General features: G+C 64.0%; 16 protein-coding genes. 5 read left to right on the top strand and 11 right to left on the bottom strand.

What is annotated here, in order from left to right; all coding sequences use genetic code 11:
* Position 1 precedes the first annotated feature (1 nt).
* The 4 genes from P0648_RS01550 to P0648_RS01535 are packed head-to-tail and all read right to left on the bottom strand — an operon-like array spanning position 2 to position 4,203.
* Entirely contained in the window at positions 2-1,297 is a 1,296-nt protein-coding gene (locus P0648_RS01550) for an NADH:flavin oxidoreductase (RefSeq protein WP_277504976.1), read from the bottom strand.
* Between the two features lie 38 nt (positions 1,298-1,335).
* On the bottom strand, positions 1,336-1,461 hold the full coding sequence (locus tag P0648_RS01545; protein ID WP_276246000.1) for a hypothetical protein: 126 nt from the start codon (positions 1,459-1,461) through the stop codon (positions 1,336-1,338).
* A complete protein-coding gene (gene cgi121 / locus P0648_RS01540) occupies positions 1,448-1,948 on the bottom strand; it encodes a KEOPS complex subunit Cgi121 (RefSeq protein ID WP_276246001.1) in 501 nt (166 codons plus the stop codon). Before cgi121 ends, P0648_RS01545 begins: the two co-directional genes overlap by 14 nt.
* Complete coding sequence (locus tag P0648_RS01535) at positions 1,948-4,203, bottom strand: ATP-dependent DNA helicase (RefSeq protein ID WP_277504974.1); 2,256 nt, start codon at positions 4,201-4,203, stop codon at positions 1,948-1,950. Before P0648_RS01535 ends, cgi121 begins: the two co-directional genes overlap by 1 nt.
* Positions 4,204-4,285: 82 nt before the next feature.
* Between P0648_RS01535 and P0648_RS01530 the strand changes: the two genes are divergently transcribed.
* Positions 4,286-4,534 carry a ferredoxin gene (locus tag P0648_RS01530; RefSeq protein WP_276246003.1) on the top strand — a complete coding sequence of 83 codons (249 nt, stop codon included), beginning with the start codon at positions 4,286-4,288 and terminating at the stop codon, positions 4,532-4,534.
* Positions 4,535-4,561: 27 nt separating this feature from the next.
* Entirely contained in the window at positions 4,562-5,290 is a 729-nt protein-coding gene (locus P0648_RS01525) for a lycopene cyclase domain-containing protein (protein ID WP_276246004.1), read from the top strand.
* A gap of 237 nt (positions 5,291-5,527) precedes the next feature.
* On the opposite strand, the gene mdh is transcribed toward P0648_RS01525, so the two are convergent.
* The gene (gene mdh, locus P0648_RS01520; RefSeq protein ID WP_276246005.1) at positions 5,528-6,442 is read right to left on the bottom strand and encodes a malate dehydrogenase; all 915 of its coding nucleotides are present in this window, start codon (positions 6,440-6,442) and stop codon (positions 5,528-5,530) included.
* 120 nt (positions 6,443-6,562) lie between these two features.
* On the opposite strand from mdh, the gene P0648_RS01515 reads away from it, so the two are divergent.
* The gene (locus P0648_RS01515) at positions 6,563-7,279 is read left to right on the top strand and encodes an Sjogren's syndrome/scleroderma autoantigen 1 family protein (protein ID WP_276246006.1); all 717 of its coding nucleotides are present in this window, start codon (positions 6,563-6,565) and stop codon (positions 7,277-7,279) included.
* Between the two features lie 19 nt (positions 7,280-7,298).
* Here the strand turns inward: P0648_RS01515 and P0648_RS01510 are convergent, their stop codons facing one another.
* Positions 7,299-9,722, bottom strand: coding sequence for a DEAD/DEAH box helicase (locus P0648_RS01510; RefSeq protein WP_276246007.1), 2,424 nt, complete (start codon positions 9,720-9,722; stop codon positions 7,299-7,301).
* Between the two features lie 93 nt (positions 9,723-9,815).
* Here P0648_RS01510 and P0648_RS01505 point away from each other — a divergent pair, with 93 nt between their 5' ends.
* Together P0648_RS01505 and P0648_RS01500 are read left to right on the top strand one after the other, a co-directional pair.
* Positions 9,816-10,301, top strand: a complete 486-nt coding sequence (locus P0648_RS01505) for a cation:proton antiporter regulatory subunit (protein ID WP_276246008.1) — start codon at positions 9,816-9,818, stop codon at positions 10,299-10,301.
* A 1-nt stretch (position 10,302) separates the two neighbouring features.
* Positions 10,303-11,496 (top strand): cation:proton antiporter, encoded by a 1,194-nt coding sequence (locus tag P0648_RS01500; protein ID WP_276246009.1) that lies wholly within the window; start codon positions 10,303-10,305, stop codon positions 11,494-11,496.
* Here the strand turns inward: P0648_RS01500 and P0648_RS01495 are convergent.
* From P0648_RS01495 to P0648_RS01475, 5 genes are all read right to left on the bottom strand, one after another.
* Positions 11,458-11,922: a hypothetical protein gene (locus P0648_RS01495; RefSeq protein WP_276246010.1), complete on the bottom strand. Its 465-nt coding sequence runs from the start codon at positions 11,920-11,922 to the stop codon at positions 11,458-11,460. The genes P0648_RS01500 and P0648_RS01495 overlap by 39 nt on opposite strands.
* 45 nt (positions 11,923-11,967) lie before the next feature.
* Complete coding sequence (locus tag P0648_RS01490; RefSeq protein ID WP_276246011.1) at positions 11,968-12,567, bottom strand: diacylglycerol/polyprenol kinase family protein; 600 nt, start codon at positions 12,565-12,567, stop codon at positions 11,968-11,970.
* Positions 12,567-14,306 carry a glycine--tRNA ligase gene (glyS, locus tag P0648_RS01485; RefSeq protein WP_276246012.1) on the bottom strand — a complete coding sequence of 580 codons (1,740 nt, stop codon included), beginning with the start codon at positions 14,304-14,306 and terminating at the stop codon, positions 12,567-12,569. The genes P0648_RS01490 and glyS overlap by 1 nt, the downstream gene beginning before the upstream one ends.
* Positions 14,303-15,154 carry a CBS domain-containing protein gene (locus tag P0648_RS01480; RefSeq protein WP_276246013.1) on the bottom strand — a complete coding sequence of 284 codons (852 nt, stop codon included), beginning with the start codon at positions 15,152-15,154 and terminating at the stop codon, positions 14,303-14,305. Before P0648_RS01480 ends, glyS begins: the two co-directional genes overlap by 4 nt.
* Positions 15,155-15,249: 95 nt before the next feature.
* The gene (locus P0648_RS01475) at positions 15,250-15,900 is read right to left on the bottom strand and encodes a hypothetical protein (protein WP_276246014.1); all 651 of its coding nucleotides are present in this window, start codon (positions 15,898-15,900) and stop codon (positions 15,250-15,252) included.
* Positions 15,901-15,904 lie beyond the last annotated feature (4 nt).

The raw sequence follows: 15,904 nt of genomic DNA, 5'->3' as shown, positions 1-15,904 counted from the left end.
GCTACTTCTGGTCGTACGCGCCGCCGCGTTCCAGTTCCCCCCGCCGCCTGAGAACGTGGGGCGTCCGACACACGCCTTCCGCACCCGTCACCTGCGGGACGGTGCAGTTGTTACAGCTCTCACAGACGACCCGACTGTCGACCTGCCGGAGCAAGCGCGTCGCGAGTCGCGGTTCCGCGTAGAACGGCCGGGCCAACCCGACCATATCGCACGCACCGGTCGAGAGCAGGCGGTCGATTTGTGGCCGCGACCGAACGCCACCTTCCAGCAACACTGGCACGTCCACCACCCCGCGGACGGCCCGACAGAATGCCTCGTTCCACCCCGCATCTCGCGAGAACCGCCGCGCCTGTAGGCGATTGGCGAGTGCAACCAGTCGCGCTCGCCATCGCCCGCCGAACGCTGCTTCGTACCCCGACTGCAAGTCGTCTAATTGCCACGCTCGCGCCGGAAACGCACCACGAACGATGCTCGTATCCCAGAACGTGGAGACCTCCACGGGCGCGAGCGCATCGAACCCGAGGTCGGCGGCTCGGCGGGCCAGTTCCACGCCGTCGTCGAACGAGAGTCGCGGCCGCGCGAATGCGGGGGCCGCCGTCTCCGCCGGAATCTTCGTCACGAGCGGCACGTCGCCCGCATGATCGCGAATCGCCTCGTAGACGCATTCGAGAAATCGAAAGCCGTCGGCGAACTCGTCTTCCCGTCGGTTGTAGTACGGCGAGAGGAACTGCTGGATGATGCCCATGTTCGCTCCGGCGAGGTGGATGCCGTCGTACCCGGCGTCCACCGCGTGTCCCGCCGCGACGCCGAAATCCGCCGCCAGGTCGTACACCTCGTCGGTCGAGAGGACGCGTGCATCGTAGGCAAGTACGCCGAACCGGTCGAGTGCCCGGAGCACTGCCGGGGGCCGCGAGACGGCCAGTTGCGGGAGGTGTGGGTGTTTCTGCCGGTAGCCCGCGTGCCACGTCTCCATGCTCCGCAAGCCGCCGTGTTCGAGTTGCAAGAAAATACGCCCGCCGTGGTCGTGAATCGCGTCGGTGAGTCCAGAGAGGGTCGCGACGAACGCGGGGTCGTGAACGCGCGTCATACCGGGGGCCGCACAGCCGCCCTCGCCTTGAACGATGGTCGCCCCCTGAAAGATGAGTCCGACGCCCGACGCGGCGGCTGGTTCGAGTTTCTCCGTGAGTATCTCGACCGAATCCGGCCCCGTGCCTGCACATTCCAGTAACGGGGCGCGGTACAGTCGATTGGCCACGTCACAGCCACCGAGTGCCACCGGGTCGTGAATCGATGGCATGAGGCCGCATACGCGGGACGAACACAAAAAGCAGCGGATTAGAGGCCAACCCAGGAGAGGATGCGACCGAGGAACAACAGTCCGACAAGGATGCCGATGGTCACGAGAATGCCGACGCCGAGCCCGACGCCGGAATACGTCTTCTCCTGCTCACTTCGACACATCGAGCAGAGCAACCTGCTCCAGCACGAGGGCTTCGAGCGACGCATTCGACGCGCCGCGTTCCGCCTCGCCAATGTCGAAGAAGGTGCAGACGCGCTCTTCGTCGTAGTGACCGAGTGTTTTCTTCTCGGTCAGCAGGTCGGAAACCGCCGCGCTCGCCGCCTGTTCGTCTCCGTTCTCGCGCTCCGCATCGACCAACACGACGAGGTCACACTCGCCCTCGTTCGCCCCAATGGCGAGCGCCCGGTTTATCTGGCGGCGGGCGGCGACGTAGAGCAGAATTTCGACCGCGCGGTCGTCGGCGACGTTCTCACCGCGTTCGAACGCCCGGTCCGCGAGTTCCACCGCCCGCCGAAGGTGCGCGTCGCTCACGACGTACCGCGAGTCGAACGCCTGAATCGTACAATCGGTCTCCGCACCAATCTCCTGTAACCGGCTGACGAAGGCGGTGATGTCTTCGATTTCAGCCGTTCCTTCGACCACGCGCATCAGAAATCACCGAACGTCGCCTGGTCCTCTTCGCTCTCGTCGTCTGGCGACTGGGTGGCCGACGTCGCCTGCGCCTTTGCCTCCGAATCGGGGTCCACGCCGCTCATCGAGGCGTCCTGCCTCCCGGCGTTTTCGAGGATGTTCTCTGCGGTCTTGCGCCGGCCGCGGAGCGCCCCGAGAACGACCGCCTTGTCCGCATTTCGAAGCTCTGAGCGGGTCGTGATGCCGGCTTCGAACAGCCGGCGGGCGCGTTTTCGACCCACACCGCGCACGCCCGCGAGGTCGAGAAGTTCCTCGCCAACGCCGTACTGGACGCGCTTTCGCGCCTCTCTGACGGCGGGTGCCCATTGCAGGTCGAGTTCCCCAGCGAGGCGCTCTGCGGCTCCGAGCAACCAGTCGGCCGTCTCCACCTTCCCGCGGATGTCGCCCGGCCCGATGCCGTAGCGGTCGGTGATGCGGTCTTCGTCCTCCTCGCTCGCCCAGTCTTCCATCATGCGGGCGGTTTTGTGCGCCGAAAGCCAGTCCTCGAAGGGGCCGGCGTCGAACTCGCTCGGCATCCGGCCGAGGTACTCATCCTCGCGCTCGTAGGCCTCTTCGGTGTACTGTTCGCGGTCGCCGGAGCGCAGATAGAGCTGATACATGTTCGGCGTCCGACTCACGAGGTGATACAACCCGAAGGCGGTCGGGCGTTCGTCTGTCGCGCGGAGGCCGTCGATGATTTCGGCTGCGCTCATCGGGTCTACGTACAGCCGCGAGACGGTGTGGCCGATGCTCGTCGCGAACATATCGTCGCCCTCGCGTTCTAAGAACCCGTTCACTTCGAGGTAGTCGAGGACGTTGTCGAGCACCTGTTCGATGCGCCCCTGTTCGGTCGTCTGCGTCGCGTAGAGCGTCTGGTCTAAGAATTCGAGCAAGCCCTCGCGGGAATCGGCGAAGCCGGAGGCCACGGTCGCGAGGATGTGGGTGCGCATCGCGGGTTCGGCGGCCAGTTTCGAGCGCACGTTCTCGGGACCGGTCCAGATGTAGCGGTCGAACAACTCGTCGAGTTCGTCGTGGGAGTTCGCGAGCAAGACGGCTTCGCCGTGGGGGTCGAGTCCTGGCCGCCCCGCCCGCCCGCACATCTGGTGGACTTCGAGCACCGAGAGCGGTTTCATCCCGCCGAGCGTGCCATCGTAGCGCCGCCAGTCGCGGACGATGACGCGGCGACTCGGCGTGTTCACGCCTGCTGCGAGCGTCGGTGTCGCGGAAACCACCTTGATGAGCCGCTCGCGGAACGCATCCTCGACGAGCGTCCGGTGGTCGTTAGTCAGCCCGGCGTGGTGGAACGCTGCGCCTCGCTTCACCGCGTCCGCGAGGTTGTCGCTCGTCTCCGTGTCCGAAATATCGCGAATCTCTTTTGCGAGTTCCGCGAGTTGCCGTTTCTCGTCTGCGTCGAGGAAGTCTTCGACGGCCCCTGCGAGGCGGCGCGCGGCGGCCTCCGCGTTCCGCCGCGAATTGACGAATACGAGCGTCGAGCCGCCGTCTTCGAGCGTATCTTTGACGATAGCCGCGGTCGGTTTCTCGCCGTTTCTGACCGGGAGTGACCGCTGTGTACCGTCTTCCAGATGGAGCGCCTGTCCGTAGTGGACGCCCTTCTGTAACTCGATTGGCCGCCAGTCGGAGTCGATGAGCGTCGCGTCCAGCCAGTCTGCGATGTCCTCGGGGTTGCCAACGGTCGCAGAGAGCGCGACCGTCTGGAGGCCGGGGTTGCGCTGGCGGAGTTTCGCGAGGGTGACTTCGAGCGTCGGACCGCGATTGCGGTCGTCGACGAGGTGGACTTCGTCCGCGACGGCGCAGGTCAATTCGTCGATCCACGGTGCGCCGTTTCGCACGAGCGAGTCCACTTTCTCGCTGGTCGCGACGACGATGTCGCACTTGCCGAGCCACTCGCCGTCAGATTCGTAGTTGCCCGTCGAGACGCCGATTGTCAGGCCGTACTGCTCGAACTGCTCGAACTCGGCCTTTTTTTCGCTCGCGAGCGCGCGCAGGGGAACGATATAGAGTGCTTTCCCGCCGCGCTCGACGCTCGCGAGCATGGCGAGTTGGGCGATGAGCGTCTTCCCACTCGCCGTCGGCACGCTCGCGACGATGCTCTGTCCCTCCGTGATTCCCGCCTCGACTGCTTCGCCCTGTGGCGGATAGAGCGATTCGATACCGGCGTCCTGCAGGTGGCCCGGGAACCACTCGGGGACGGAAGTGAGGTCCGCGACATCCATTACTCCCTTGTTGGGAGGTCTTTGCGTTTAAAGTGTCGCACCCTCCGTCAACCCTAATACCCACTCGGCCAAAGCGCAGGCCATGAAAATCGAATTCGACCGCGACACCTGCATCGGAATGTTCCAGTGCGTCGCCGAGTGGGAGGAAGGCTTCGCCCGCGACGAGACCGAAGGGAAGGCTGACCTCATCGACGGAGAGGAAGTCGACGAGGACATCTTCGTCCGCGAAGTGCCCGAGGGCGAGGAGTTCGACGCCAAGTTCGCCGCCCGCGTCTGCCCGGTGGACGCCATCACCGTCTACGACGACGACGGCGAGCAACTCATCCCCTGAGCGACGCCACCCGCGAATTCTGACCGAATGGCCCCGCTCACCTACCTCTCGTTTTCGCTGCTCACACTCGGCGTACCAGCCCTGGCGCTCGCCGCAACGACTGATAGAACCCGCCTCCGTCGTACGCTCGTCGCCGTCACCGTCCTCGCCACGCTCACCACCGTCTACGCCCTGCCCTGGGACGGCTATCTCATCCGTGAAGGCGTTTGGTTCTATCCCACCGACGCCGTCGTGGGGCGAATCGGCTACACGCCGTTCGGTGAGTTCGCCTTCTTCTTCCTCCAACCACTGCTGACGGGACTGCTCTTTTCGCGGTTGTTCGCGGGCGTCGCCGCTGACGTACCGAAGGCTCCGTTTCCGGCGAAACCCGTCGGCGCTGGCGGCTGGTTCGCCCTCGCACTCGCCGGCGGCGCACTGCTCTCTGTGCCCGGCGGCTACTACCTCGGCGCGCTCTTGCTCTGGGTCTGCCCGCTCTGTGGCCTGCTCTGGGCGTTCGGCGGGCACGTCATCTGGCAACAACGCCGAGTCGTCGCGCATTCTGCGCTGTTGGTCACGGGCTACCTCCTCGTGGTCGATTGGCTCGCGCTCATCCTCGGCATCTGGGTCGTTTCGCCCGCCCACACGCTCGGCCTCGTGGCCGCCGGAATCCCGCTCGAAGAGGCGTTGTTCTTCGCGCTCACGACCCTGCTCGTCGTCCAGGCGCTCTGTCTGCTCGCGTGGGTCGCGGCCCGAACCGGGGCCGACCGGCTTATCTAGTCCGAATTGACAAAACGATTATATTCTCGGCTGAACCTTACTTCTGTAGGTGAGATCATGGCACGGCGACGTGAGCACCGACACCTCGCAGAATGGGCCGCACTGGTAGGGGTGCCTGTTCCAGAGGAAAAGCGGGCACAACCGGACACCGGTGAGTGAACGCACTCGCTCGAGAGCGACGTACCTCCTCGACGAGCGAGCGCGAAAAAATGGCGGACTGCACCGACCGCGGCGCGTTTAGCTGATTTTCTGGTACTGCTCGGAGAGCTTGTCGGCCGCTGCGCCGAGTTGCTCGCGTTCGAGTTCGCTCAGGTCCCAGTCGACGATTTCTTCGACGCCGTTTGCGCCGAGTTTGACCGGCACGCCGAGGCCGACGTCCTCGTGACCGTACTCGCCGTCGAGCGCGACGCTCGCGGGTAGGACGACACCCGTGTCGTTGAGGATGGCTTCGACCATGTGGGCGACACCCGTCGCGGGGCCCCACTGGGTCGCGCCCTTGCGCTCGATGACGTTCATCGCGGACTCTTTGAGGTCTGCGAGGATTTCCTCCTTCTCGCTGTCGGAGAACTGCGGGTCCGCGCCGTTGATGCGGACCTTCGAGAAGACGGGCACTTGGGCGTCGCCGTGCTCGCCGAGGATGGTGGCTTCGACGTTCTTGACCGGCGCGTCGAAGCGGTCGCTGAGCACGTAGCGGAAGCGCGCGGAGTCGAGGCGGCCACCGAAGCCGATGACTTTCTCGCGGGCGCGGTCGCCGGTCTCGTACAGATGACGGTTCAGCAGGTCGACGGGGTTCGACGTGGTGACGCTGATGAAGTCGTCGTTGTACTCGGCGAGCGAGGAGCCGATGTCCTCCATGATGGGCGCGTTGTCGCCCGCGAGGTCGATGCGGGTCTGGCCTGGCTTGCGCGGGATGCCGGCCGTGATGACGACGACGTCGGAGCCTTCGGTCGCCGAGTAGTCGCCCTGCACGACGCGCGTGTTCGAATCGTACGCGATGCCGTGGTTCGTGTCGGCGGCCTGGCCGACCGTCTTGTCTTCCATCTTCGGGATGTCCACGAAGACGAGTTCGTCGACCACGTCGCGAAGCGCGAGGTTGTACCCAGCAGCGGCACCGACAGTGCCTGCAGCACCGACTATGCTAACTTTCGCCATAATACCTGAACCACTCTCTGTTTGCGGGTTAAACGCTTCGAAACCGCGGCCTGCTTGCGGGAAAATTGTGCCGCAAACTTCGCCGTAGCTCTTTTTGAGGTCGCCCGCGTGTCCTCACACATGAGTGGGTTCGACAAAGAGGCGGAGCGCGAACGACTCCGCCAGCAGTTCGAGAAGGACGAAGCCTCCCGCAAGGAGACCGCGCGCATGAGCGAACTCCTGCTCAAGGGCGCGACGATGACCAACAAACACTGTGAGGTCTGTGGCGACCCCATCTTCCGCTACCAGGGCCAGGAGTTCTGTGCCACTTGCGAAGGGCGCGAACAGGACGCCGCGGCCCAGCAGGCTGAGCAGCCTGCCGCGCAAGCCACCCCAGAGCAAGCCGAGGACACCGCAAACGGCGAACACCCGGTCGAAACGGAAGCCGCGGAAGCGAAGGCTCGAGAGGCCCAGTCTGCGCAATCGGAGACTGACTCCCCACCGACGCCGGAACCAGCCCCTGCGCCGACGCCGGACGCACAACCACCGGCGCAGGAACCCGCGCCAACACCACAGGCAGCCGAATCCGCGATGGACAACCTCGGAAAACAGGCGACGGAAGTCGCTCGCACCCCTGCTCCTACCCAATCGTCTCACGCACAACCGTCCCAATCGACGCCGTCGCAGTCGGCCACCGGAAGTGACCTCGCGGCCGCCCAGCAGTCGCTCGTCCGCACGCTCACGAAACTCACGACCGCCGCGGAAGAATCGGACGACGTCGGACGGACAAAGGAGTATCTCGAAGCGGCACACGAAGCTGCAGAGGCACTTCGCGCGGTGAAGAAGGCGAGTCGCTGAGCGCGTCACGGAGCCGAGTTTATTCGTTCCGTTTCGATTTGTAGTCGCTGCCCACGACTTCTCTGATGCGTTCTGCGGTCACTTTGCCGACGCCTTTGACTTCCATCAACTCCTCCTCGGTCGCTTCCATCACGGCTTCGACGGTGCCGAAGGCAGACAGCAGCGCCCGCGCTGTCACCGGCCCGATGTCGGCGATGGAGGCGACGACGTACTCCTGTTGTTCGGTGAGCGTCTTCTTCGTCTTCTTGCCGTGGACGCGCACCTCACGCTGTTCTGTCTTCTGCTCGCGCGACGCGATGATTTCGAGCAGGTCCGCGGTGTCTTTCTGGTCTTCGGTGCGAAGAATGCTCGCGCCGAAATCGACCGCGAGCGACGCCAGTGCCCCGCGAATCGCGTTCGGATGGACGTTGCGCTCGCCGTAGAGGTTCTCTCCCTCGATGATGACCACCGGGCGGCCGTAGTACCGCGCCGCGTCGCCGACCTGCTCGAACATCGAGCGGTCGCCGCCGGTGAGCGTGTCGAGGAAGTCGGAGACGGACTTTCGCTCCACGACGACGCGGTCCGAGAGCACGTAGTCGCCGACTTCGAGCGTCTCCAATCGAATCTTGATGCCGTCGCGTTTCGAGAGGTCACGGGCGATGGTCGAGTCGAGTTCGCGCTGGTCGGCGACGATTTCGACCACGTCCTCGTCAGCCACGCCGCCCGCACGGGGCACGTCTTTCTCCACGTCCTCCTCTTGCTCGGCGGCAGATTCGGACTTCGCCTCGGCGAAGTCGGTGAGGGCTGGCTGGACGTTTTTCTTGGTCTGCTTCGTCTCGCTTCCGCCGTTCGTCTCGGCTTTGGCGGCCCCATCCGCGTTCGCGAACTTGCTCAGGTCGTGTTGGCCGAGTTCCGTCTCGATGTCGCCGACGAGCCCTTTCAGCTTCCCGAGTTCGTCTTGCATCTTCGACTCCTCGCGCTTTGACTTCCAGAAGAACGCCTCGTCCCGGGTGTTCTTGGCGATGAGGACGGCGACCCGGCCTTCGGCCTGCCGGCCGGTCCGCCCCTTGCGCTGAATCGACCGAATGCCCTTCGGGACGGGTTCGTAGAACAGCACCATGTCCACTTCGGGTACGTCGAGTCCTTCCTCTGCGACGGAGGTGGAGACGAGCACCTCGAACTCGCCGTTTCGGAACTGGTCGAGCGTCTCCTGTTGTTGTTTCTGGGTCATCCCGTCGGACCCCTCGCGGTCGCCCTGCCCGACGAACTTGCGCACCGAAAAGTGCGCAGAGAGGAACTCGACGAGCGTCTCTGCGGTGTCGCGGTACTCCGTGAACACGATGACGCGCTCGCCGTCTTTGATGCCGAGGGTCTCTGCGATGAGCATCCGCGTCTGGGAGAGTTTCGGGTGCAGACCGTCGTACTCGCGGGCTTTCCGCATCGCCTCGCGAATCTTCGGCTCGGAGACGAGGCGCTGGCTCGCCTTCGACGCCCCCGACGAGCGCGCCTCGTTTCGCAGGCGCTCGAAGTAGGCGACGAGCGACTCCACGCCCTGGGATTCGACGACCTCCACGGCGTGTTTGAGCTTCATCACTTCGGCGTGGACGCTCATCCCCTTGTACCCCTCAGACTGGTCGTTGCGGATGAGTTTCTGGAGTTCCTTCTGGGCGGCGAACAGTTCCTTCCGGGAGATGTCCACGCGGGCAGATTTCAACACGCCGAGTTGCTTCAGTCTCTCTAAGCGGTCTTTGACCACCTCGTTCATCCCGTCACGAATCTCCAAAATTTCCTGTGGAACCTGCACTTCTTTCCACTCGATGTCGGTGTCGTGGGTGTACTCGTCGACGTCAGAGTCGCCCTCGCTCATCACGGCCACGTTCGAGAGGCCGAGGTTCTCACAGACGGTCATGATTTCTTCGCTGTCGCCGCCGGGCGAGGCGCTCATCCCGGTGACGAGCGGTCGGTCGGCGTCCGCGTGGTAGCGTTCGGCGATATAACAGTAGGCGTAGTCGCCCGTCGCGCGGTGACACTCGTCGAAGGTGAGGTGGGTCACATCTGCGAGCGAGACGCGACTGCCGACGAGGTCGTTTTCGACCACCTGCGGGGTGGCGATGACGACCGTCGCGTCCTGCCAGAGGTCGACCCGGTCGTCGGGGCGGACTTCGCCGGTAAACACGACGATTTCCTCGTCGGGGATGTCGAGGGCCATCCGGTAGAACTCGGCGTGCTGCTGGACGAGCGGTTTCGTCGGCGCGAGCATGAGTGACTTGCCGCCGTGCTGGTGGAGGCGCTGGGCGGTGACGAGCAGGCTGACCGTCGTCTTTCCGAGGCCGGTCGGCAGGCAGACGAGCGTGTGGCCCGTCTGGGCGTCGCCCGCGAGTTCGATCTGATAGAGTCGGCGTTCGATGACCGACGGTCTGAGCAATGGATGGTCTACGTAGGCTTGCTGGTCCGTCGCCGCCATTTGCCGAAAATTCGTCGCCCCTTCGGTTAAGGGTTCGTGTAGCAGGGTGAAAGTGGCCGACTGCTTATTGTGCAGTCCTGCGAAGGCCTCCCCATGACGGTTTACGAATCTGATATCCCCGGTGTCGGGCGGAAATTCGAACTCGAACTCGGCGGCGGCGCGCGCCTCATCACGCTCATCCACCACGACGGCCATCGCGAGGTGTTCTACCGCGCGAATCCCGACGCAGACAGCCAGAAACTGTTCGACCTGGATAGCCAGCGGGCCCGCCAGTTCGGGTCGATTCTCGAAGGCGCGTACTTCGAGTCGGTGGCCGTCGAGAACCTCTCTGTCCCGCTCGGTAACGCCATCATCAACTGGGAGCAGGTGCCCGCCGACTCGCCATTGTCGGGCAAAACGCTCGCAGACACGAACATTCGCGCCGAAACCGGTGCTTCCGTCATCGCCATTCAGCGCGGTGAAGAGACCATCCCGAACCCCGACCCGACGGCGACCATCGAACCCGGCGACTACCTTGTCGCCCTCGGCACCCGCGAACAGGTCGCCGCCCTAAATACCCTCCTCGCCTCCGGGGCCTGAAATGGCGACGGAGAATCTTCTTCTCGAAGCAGGTGTCGTGTTCGCCGTCCTCGCTGTTGGCGGGGGTATCGCCAGCCGACTCGGCCAGTCCGTGATTCCCGCCTACATTATCTTTGGCATCCTCATCGGGCCGTTCGCCCCCGAAGTCGCCGGCCAGTCGCTCACCCTCGTCGAAACCCGCGAGTTCATCGACCTACTCGCGGAACTCGGCATCGTCTTCCTGCTCTTTTTCATCGGCCTCGAATTCAGCTTCGACCGCCTGTTGCAGGCGGGGCGCAAACTCGGCGAGGCCGGAAGCGTAGACTTCCTCGTGAACTTCGGCATCGGCGTTGTCGCCGGATTCGTGTTCGGGTTCGACCCCGTCGAGACGTTCTTCCTCGCCGGTATCGTCTACGCTTCGTCTTCCGCCATCATCACCAAGACGCTCGTCGACCTCGGGTGGATTGCAGACCCGGAGAGTGAACCAATCCTCGGCGTCCTCGTCTTCGAAGATATCGTTCTCGCCGTCTATCTCGCCATCCTCACGGCCCTCGCCTTCGGCGACGGCGGGATGAACGAAATCGCGAGCAGTCTCGCCCGCTCGGGCGCGTTCCTCGTCGTTCTCGTCGCCCTTGCCGCCAGAGGCGAACCGCTCGTCGAACGCCTGCTTGACGTGCAATCTTCAGAAATCTTCCTGCTCCGGGTGGTCGCCGCAATCGTCTTCGTCGGCGGGCTTGCCCTCGCCTTCGGGGTCTCCGAGGCCGTCGCCGCCTTCTTCATCGGGGCCGCATTCGGGACCACCTCGCACGCCCACCGAATCGAACGCATCATCTCTTCAGAGCGCGACATCTACGCCGCCGTGTTCTTCTTCTCTATCGGCCTCGGCACCGACCCGCGCCTCCTCGTCACCGTTCTCGTACCGGTGCTCGTCCTCGTCGTCCTCACGACGGGGAGCAAACTCCTGAGTGGCTACGTGACGGGTCGACGCTACAACCTCACCGCCCGGCGTTCGCTGCGCGTTTCGCTCGCCATGATTGCTCGTGGTGAGTTCTCGCTTGTCGTCGCCGCCCTCGCCGCCGCGGCGGGCGGGTCTGCCATTCTCGGCGAGACGATTCCGGCCATCGGCGTCGGCTACGTGCTCGTCATGAGCATCCTCGGAACGGTCGCGATGCGTTACTCACGGACGGTCGAGCGCTGGTTCGGGGTTGCTGTCTGATTCGCCGACGACACACCGGCCCTCGTTTCTCGATTCGACACCCGGTACGCGCGTACAGTACGGGGTGTACTGGAGTCGGTAGACGTCGCCGCGATTTTCGAGGTAATAGCCCGCACCGACGCCGTCGTGGTGGGGCACTTCAGCGAGCGCATCCGTCACCTCGTTGTACTGGGTGCGGGTGAGGTCGAACTGCTCCTGTGGATTCGACTCGCTGACGCGCTGGGTTACCGTCTGGAGGACGACGATGCCAGCGACGCGCTCGTCGGCCATCGACACGACTGTCGCCTCCGCCGGCGGTTTTGCCGCCCACCGCACGGTGAGCAGGCCGCCTTCGATTCCTTCGAGGTTGAGACAGCCCGCAGTCGCCGTGAAGATGCCCGCAGCAACCGCTTTGAGCGCGTCTCGGCGAGTCGGTGCGGGAGTCATGGCCGACAAATTTGGCCGCCTTCTAAAGAATGTTATTGCCGTCGTTCACCACGGCAAGAACGTCAAGTGCTGGATGGGTTCTGGGAGGTAGGTTATCGCGACGTACATCGTCACCGCCGCACCGATTGGGATGGTGAGGTTATCGTCGATGACGTACCCCGCGATGACCGGTTTCACGCCGTCTGCGACGGTGGCCGCGATGGCTCCGAGGACGGCAACGAGGACGGGGACGAACCAGACGCCGATGAACAGCGTCACGCCAAACATCGCGAGCAGGACGTACGCCTGCTTGGCCGCCCGCAATTCCCCCGACCCGAGAACCCCACTGATGGGGTCGCCAATAGAGAGCATGAGCATCGCGGGAATCGCGATGTCGGGGTCGAACACCAACGCGACGAAGGTCACGCCCCACACGTAGAGGGCGTACCCAGCGAGGTTGTCCTGTTCGTACTCGCGGGTGAGTTCGTCGTAGATTTTCCAGTCGAGACCGACGACGAGGCGGATGACCTCGAGGGCTAACACGACGACCGACCCGGCGATGAGGGCGTAGCCCAGCTGCTCCCAGGTGAAAACGCCGACCCAGTAGGAGAGGGGGGCGAGGATGCCCGAAACGTGAACGAGTCGGCGTTCGATTTCGTCGTCCATCAGATGTCGTCAAACGAACGGTCGCCCGCCCGCAACGCGAGCAAGAGTTCGGGGAGGTCGTCGATGGCCACGCGGGCCTGGGCGGTCGTGTCGCGTTCGCGGACGGTCACCGTGCCGTCTTCGAGCGATTCGTAGTCCACGGTGACGCAGAACGGCGTGCCGATTTCATCCTGTCGGCGGTAGCGACGACCGATGTTGCCCGAATCGTCGTAGGCCGAGGAGAGACCGTACTGGCGGAGCGTGTCTGCGATTTCACGGGCCTGCTCGCCCATGCCGTCGCGGTCCATGAGCGGGAAGACGGCGACGTTCGTCGGCGCGAGTTCGGGGACGAGTTTGAGGAAGGTTCGTTCCTCGCCGTCGACTTCGTCGTCGCGGAGGGCGTGTTCGAGCACGGTGTGGACGATGCGGCCGACACCGAACGACGGCTCAACGACGTGGGGTGTGATGTGCTCGCCCGATTCGGTCTGTTCTTCGACGGCGAAGCCGGTCTTGTCCACTGGGATGGTGTAAGATTCGCCGTCGACTTCGACCGTCACCTCGTCGCCGTCGAACGCGCTTCGGTCGCGAGCGGCGAGGTTCGAGAGGGCATCGACAATCTGGCCGGCGGCCGAGCCGTATTCTGGACCGAGGTAGGCCATGTCCGGGTCCACGACGGCGCGTTCGACCGTCTTCGGTTCGTCGTACTGCTTGAAGATGGTGAACTCCTCGCCCGAGTGTGCGCCGTGGTGCGAGAGGTCGTAGTCGCCCCGGTAGGCGAAGCCAGTGATTTCGACCCAGTTGCCGCCGAGTTCGGCCTCCGCATCCCAGCAGTCGCTCGCGTAGTGGGCACGCTCGCCGGGGAGGTGCTGGCGGTATCGGAAGCGGTCCATGTCGACGCCGATGCGCTCGTACCAGCCCTTCGCGACGCCGAGGTAGTAGCCGACCCACGGACTCTCGATGACGCCCTGTTCGACGGCGTCTGCGACGGTCATCGTGACGTACTCCGTGCCGTCTGCTTGCTGCTGTGCTGCGGGGTAGAGTTTGAGTTCGACGTCTGCGACGCGGTGCAGCGGCGGTTCGTCCTCCTCGGGGTCGATGAAGTGTTCGAGTTCCGCCTGCGTGAACTCCCGGACGCGAATCAGGCCGCGCCGCGGGCTAATCTCGTTGCGGTAGGCCGCGCCAATCTGGGCGACGCCAAACGGCAATTGGTTGCGGGCGTACTCCTTCAGCCGCGGGAACTCGACGAAGATACCCTGGGCCGTCTCGGGGCGCAGGTAACCCGGCGAGGAACTGCCGGGGCCGATGTTCGTCGCGAACATGAGGTTGAACTCAGAGACGTCCGTGCCCGCGAGTTTCGCGTGACAGTTCGGACATTCGATGTCGTACTCGGCGATGAGTTGGGCCACCTCTTCGGGCGAATAGCTCTCTGCCTCTTCGATACCCGTGTTGTCCTCGACGAGGTGGTCTGCCCGATGATTCTCGCCACACTCGGGACACTCGACGATCATGTCGTCGAAGCCGTCCAAGTGGCCGGACGCCTCGAACACCGGTTCTGGCATGATGTTCGGCGCGTCGATTTCCTGATGACCCTCTTTGACCACGAACTGGTCGCGCCACGTCTCCTCTAAATTACGCTTCAGCGCCGCCCCCTGCGGGCCGTAGACGTAGAAACCGGCGACACCGCCGTAGGCACCGGCCGCGGGGAAGTAGAAACCACGTCGCTTCGCGAGTTCCGAGAGTCGTTCTGTGTCGTCGCTCATTGGAGACAGGCTACGAGGAGGTCCATATCGCGGACGATGCCGACGAGTTCGTCACCGCTCATGACCGGAATCTGTTCGATGTCTTCGTTGCGCATCATCTTGGCCGCGTCCTGTGCGGTTCGGCGGCGACCGATGGTCTTCAGGTCGCTGCTCATGAACTTGCTGACAGGGCCGGAGGGCAGTTCGACGTTGCGGGTCGGCAGGTAGCGGTTACCCGTCGCCTTGATGCCCTCCCACATCCACTCGTCGTCCTCGTTGGCGATGGAACTGCCCGTGTCGTCCTCGCCCTCGACGACGCGAGCGACGTTCAGGATGTCCACTTCGGTGATGATACCCGCGACTTCTGCTTCCTCATCTAAGACGACGCCGTAGGCCTCGTCGGCGTAGGAGAGTTCGCGCTCGCAGACGCGCAGTGGCGCACCCGAAAACACGGTGTTGACGCGGTACTCGTACAGTTCGCCGACCTCCATGTCGCCGGGGGCGTCGCCGGCGGCGATGGCGCGAACCACGTCGGTCACGGTGATGATGCCCTCGAGTTGGCCGTCGACGACGGGGACACGGCGTGCGCCCTCCGCAATCATCAGTTCTGCAACCTCGGTGATGTCTGCGTCCGCCTCGGTCGAGGGGACTTCTTCGACGAGCAGCGCGAGCTGGTCTTCGTCCGGGTCCGCAATCAGGGATTCACGAGAGACGAGACCGCGAAACTCCTCACCGTCGTCGGTCTGCTTGATGACCGGAACCGAGGAGAACTTTCGCTCCTGGAGATATTCGAGCACGTCGTCTCGCGTGCCGGGTAACTCCACCGTCACGAGCGAGTCACGCGGCGTCATCGCATCAGAGACTTTCATTGCCCTTACTTGCGCCATGCAGGTACTAAGTACTTCCACCTTGTGCCACCGGGGCTGCATACGCCGAAGAAAACCCTTCCGTTTGACTGGAACCCTTACTCTTCTAACTGGTCGTTTAGCTGCTCTTCTTTTTCTCGAAGTTGCCCTTCTACTTCGGCGCTGCTGACCGCGCGGCCACTCACGTCTCCTTGATTCTGCCCCATCGCCGCGCCGTAGTGCTCCTTGAAGTCTTCCGCGTGCGGGAAGAACTTGGCGGGGTCGTCGTGTTTGAACGACCCGAGCATCGTCCCGTCGAGTTTCTGGACGTGGGTGAAGATGTGGCCCACCTCCATCGCGTGGCTCACGGTGTTCGCGGCGTTCCAGAGTTCGTACTGCCCGGCGATGAAAATCGCGTTCTTCGAGTCTTCGTCTACGAGTTTCGTGACGAAGAAGACGTGCCCGTCTGCCTCCTGACGGAAGACGTCGTACTCGGGGAACTCGCCCTGTTCGAATGCCTTGACAAAGTCATCTGCGTAGTTGCCCGGGATGACGTGCACGATACCGAACCGACCTTCCGGCCCGACGCTTGGGGGTTCGGTGGCCGTGTGGCCCGACGCGACGTAGTAGGCGTTCCAGCCCTGTTCTTCGTACTCCGCCGCCATTGCCTTCATCTCCTCTATCGTGGCCGTCCAGCCACTTTTCAGGACGTCTGCATCCTGCGCGAGGCGCTCTGCATACTCCTGCTCGTCGTCCGCATGTTCAGGCATACCA

Source organism: Haladaptatus sp. DYSN1 (assembly GCF_029489995.1).
In the GTDB taxonomy this organism is placed as follows: Archaea; Halobacteriota; Halobacteria; order Halobacteriales; family Halococcaceae; genus QDMS2.
Note: the sequence above shows the minus strand (reverse complement) of the source record. Positions and strands in the feature narration are given on the sequence as shown.

Excerpts from the sequence above, each read along its gene's own strand:
- glyS (WP_276246012.1), bottom strand. The coding sequence starts at position 14,306 with ATGAGCGACGACACAGAACGACTCTCGGAACTCGCGAAGCGACGTGGT.
- P0648_RS01535 (WP_277504974.1), bottom strand. The coding sequence starts at position 4,203 with ATGGATGTCGCGGACCTCACTTCCGTCCCCGAGTGGTTCCCGGGCCAC.
- cgi121 (WP_276246001.1), bottom strand. The coding sequence starts at position 1,948 with ATGCGCGTGGTCGAAGGAACGGCTGAAATCGAAGACATCACCGCCTTC.
- P0648_RS01480 (WP_276246013.1), bottom strand. The coding sequence starts at position 15,154 with ATGAAAGTCTCTGATGCGATGACGCCGCGTGACTCGCTCGTGACGGTG.
- P0648_RS01550 (WP_277504976.1), bottom strand. The coding sequence starts at position 1,297 with ATGCCATCGATTCACGACCCGGTGGCACTCGGTGGCTGTGACGTGGCC.
- P0648_RS01525 (WP_276246004.1), top strand. The coding sequence starts at position 4,562 with ATGGCCCCGCTCACCTACCTCTCGTTTTCGCTGCTCACACTCGGCGTA.
- mdh (WP_276246005.1), bottom strand. The coding sequence starts at position 6,442 with ATGGCGAAAGTTAGCATAGTCGGTGCTGCAGGCACTGTCGGTGCCGCT.
- P0648_RS01545 (WP_276246000.1), bottom strand. The coding sequence starts at position 1,461 with ATGTGTCGAAGTGAGCAGGAGAAGACGTATTCCGGCGTCGGGCTCGGC.
- P0648_RS01530 (WP_276246003.1), top strand. The coding sequence starts at position 4,286 with ATGAAAATCGAATTCGACCGCGACACCTGCATCGGAATGTTCCAGTGC.
- P0648_RS01475 (WP_276246014.1), bottom strand. The coding sequence starts at position 15,900 with ATGCCTGAACATGCGGACGACGAGCAGGAGTATGCAGAGCGCCTCGCG.
- P0648_RS01490 (WP_276246011.1), bottom strand. The coding sequence starts at position 12,567 with ATGGACGACGAAATCGAACGCCGACTCGTTCACGTTTCGGGCATCCTC.
- P0648_RS01515 (WP_276246006.1), top strand. The coding sequence starts at position 6,563 with ATGAGTGGGTTCGACAAAGAGGCGGAGCGCGAACGACTCCGCCAGCAG.
- P0648_RS01510 (WP_276246007.1), bottom strand. The coding sequence starts at position 9,722 with ATGGCGGCGACGGACCAGCAAGCCTACGTAGACCATCCATTGCTCAGA.
- P0648_RS01505 (WP_276246008.1), top strand. The coding sequence starts at position 9,816 with ATGACGGTTTACGAATCTGATATCCCCGGTGTCGGGCGGAAATTCGAA.
- P0648_RS01500 (WP_276246009.1), top strand. The coding sequence starts at position 10,303 with ATGGCGACGGAGAATCTTCTTCTCGAAGCAGGTGTCGTGTTCGCCGTC.
- P0648_RS01495 (WP_276246010.1), bottom strand. The coding sequence starts at position 11,922 with ATGACTCCCGCACCGACTCGCCGAGACGCGCTCAAAGCGGTTGCTGCG.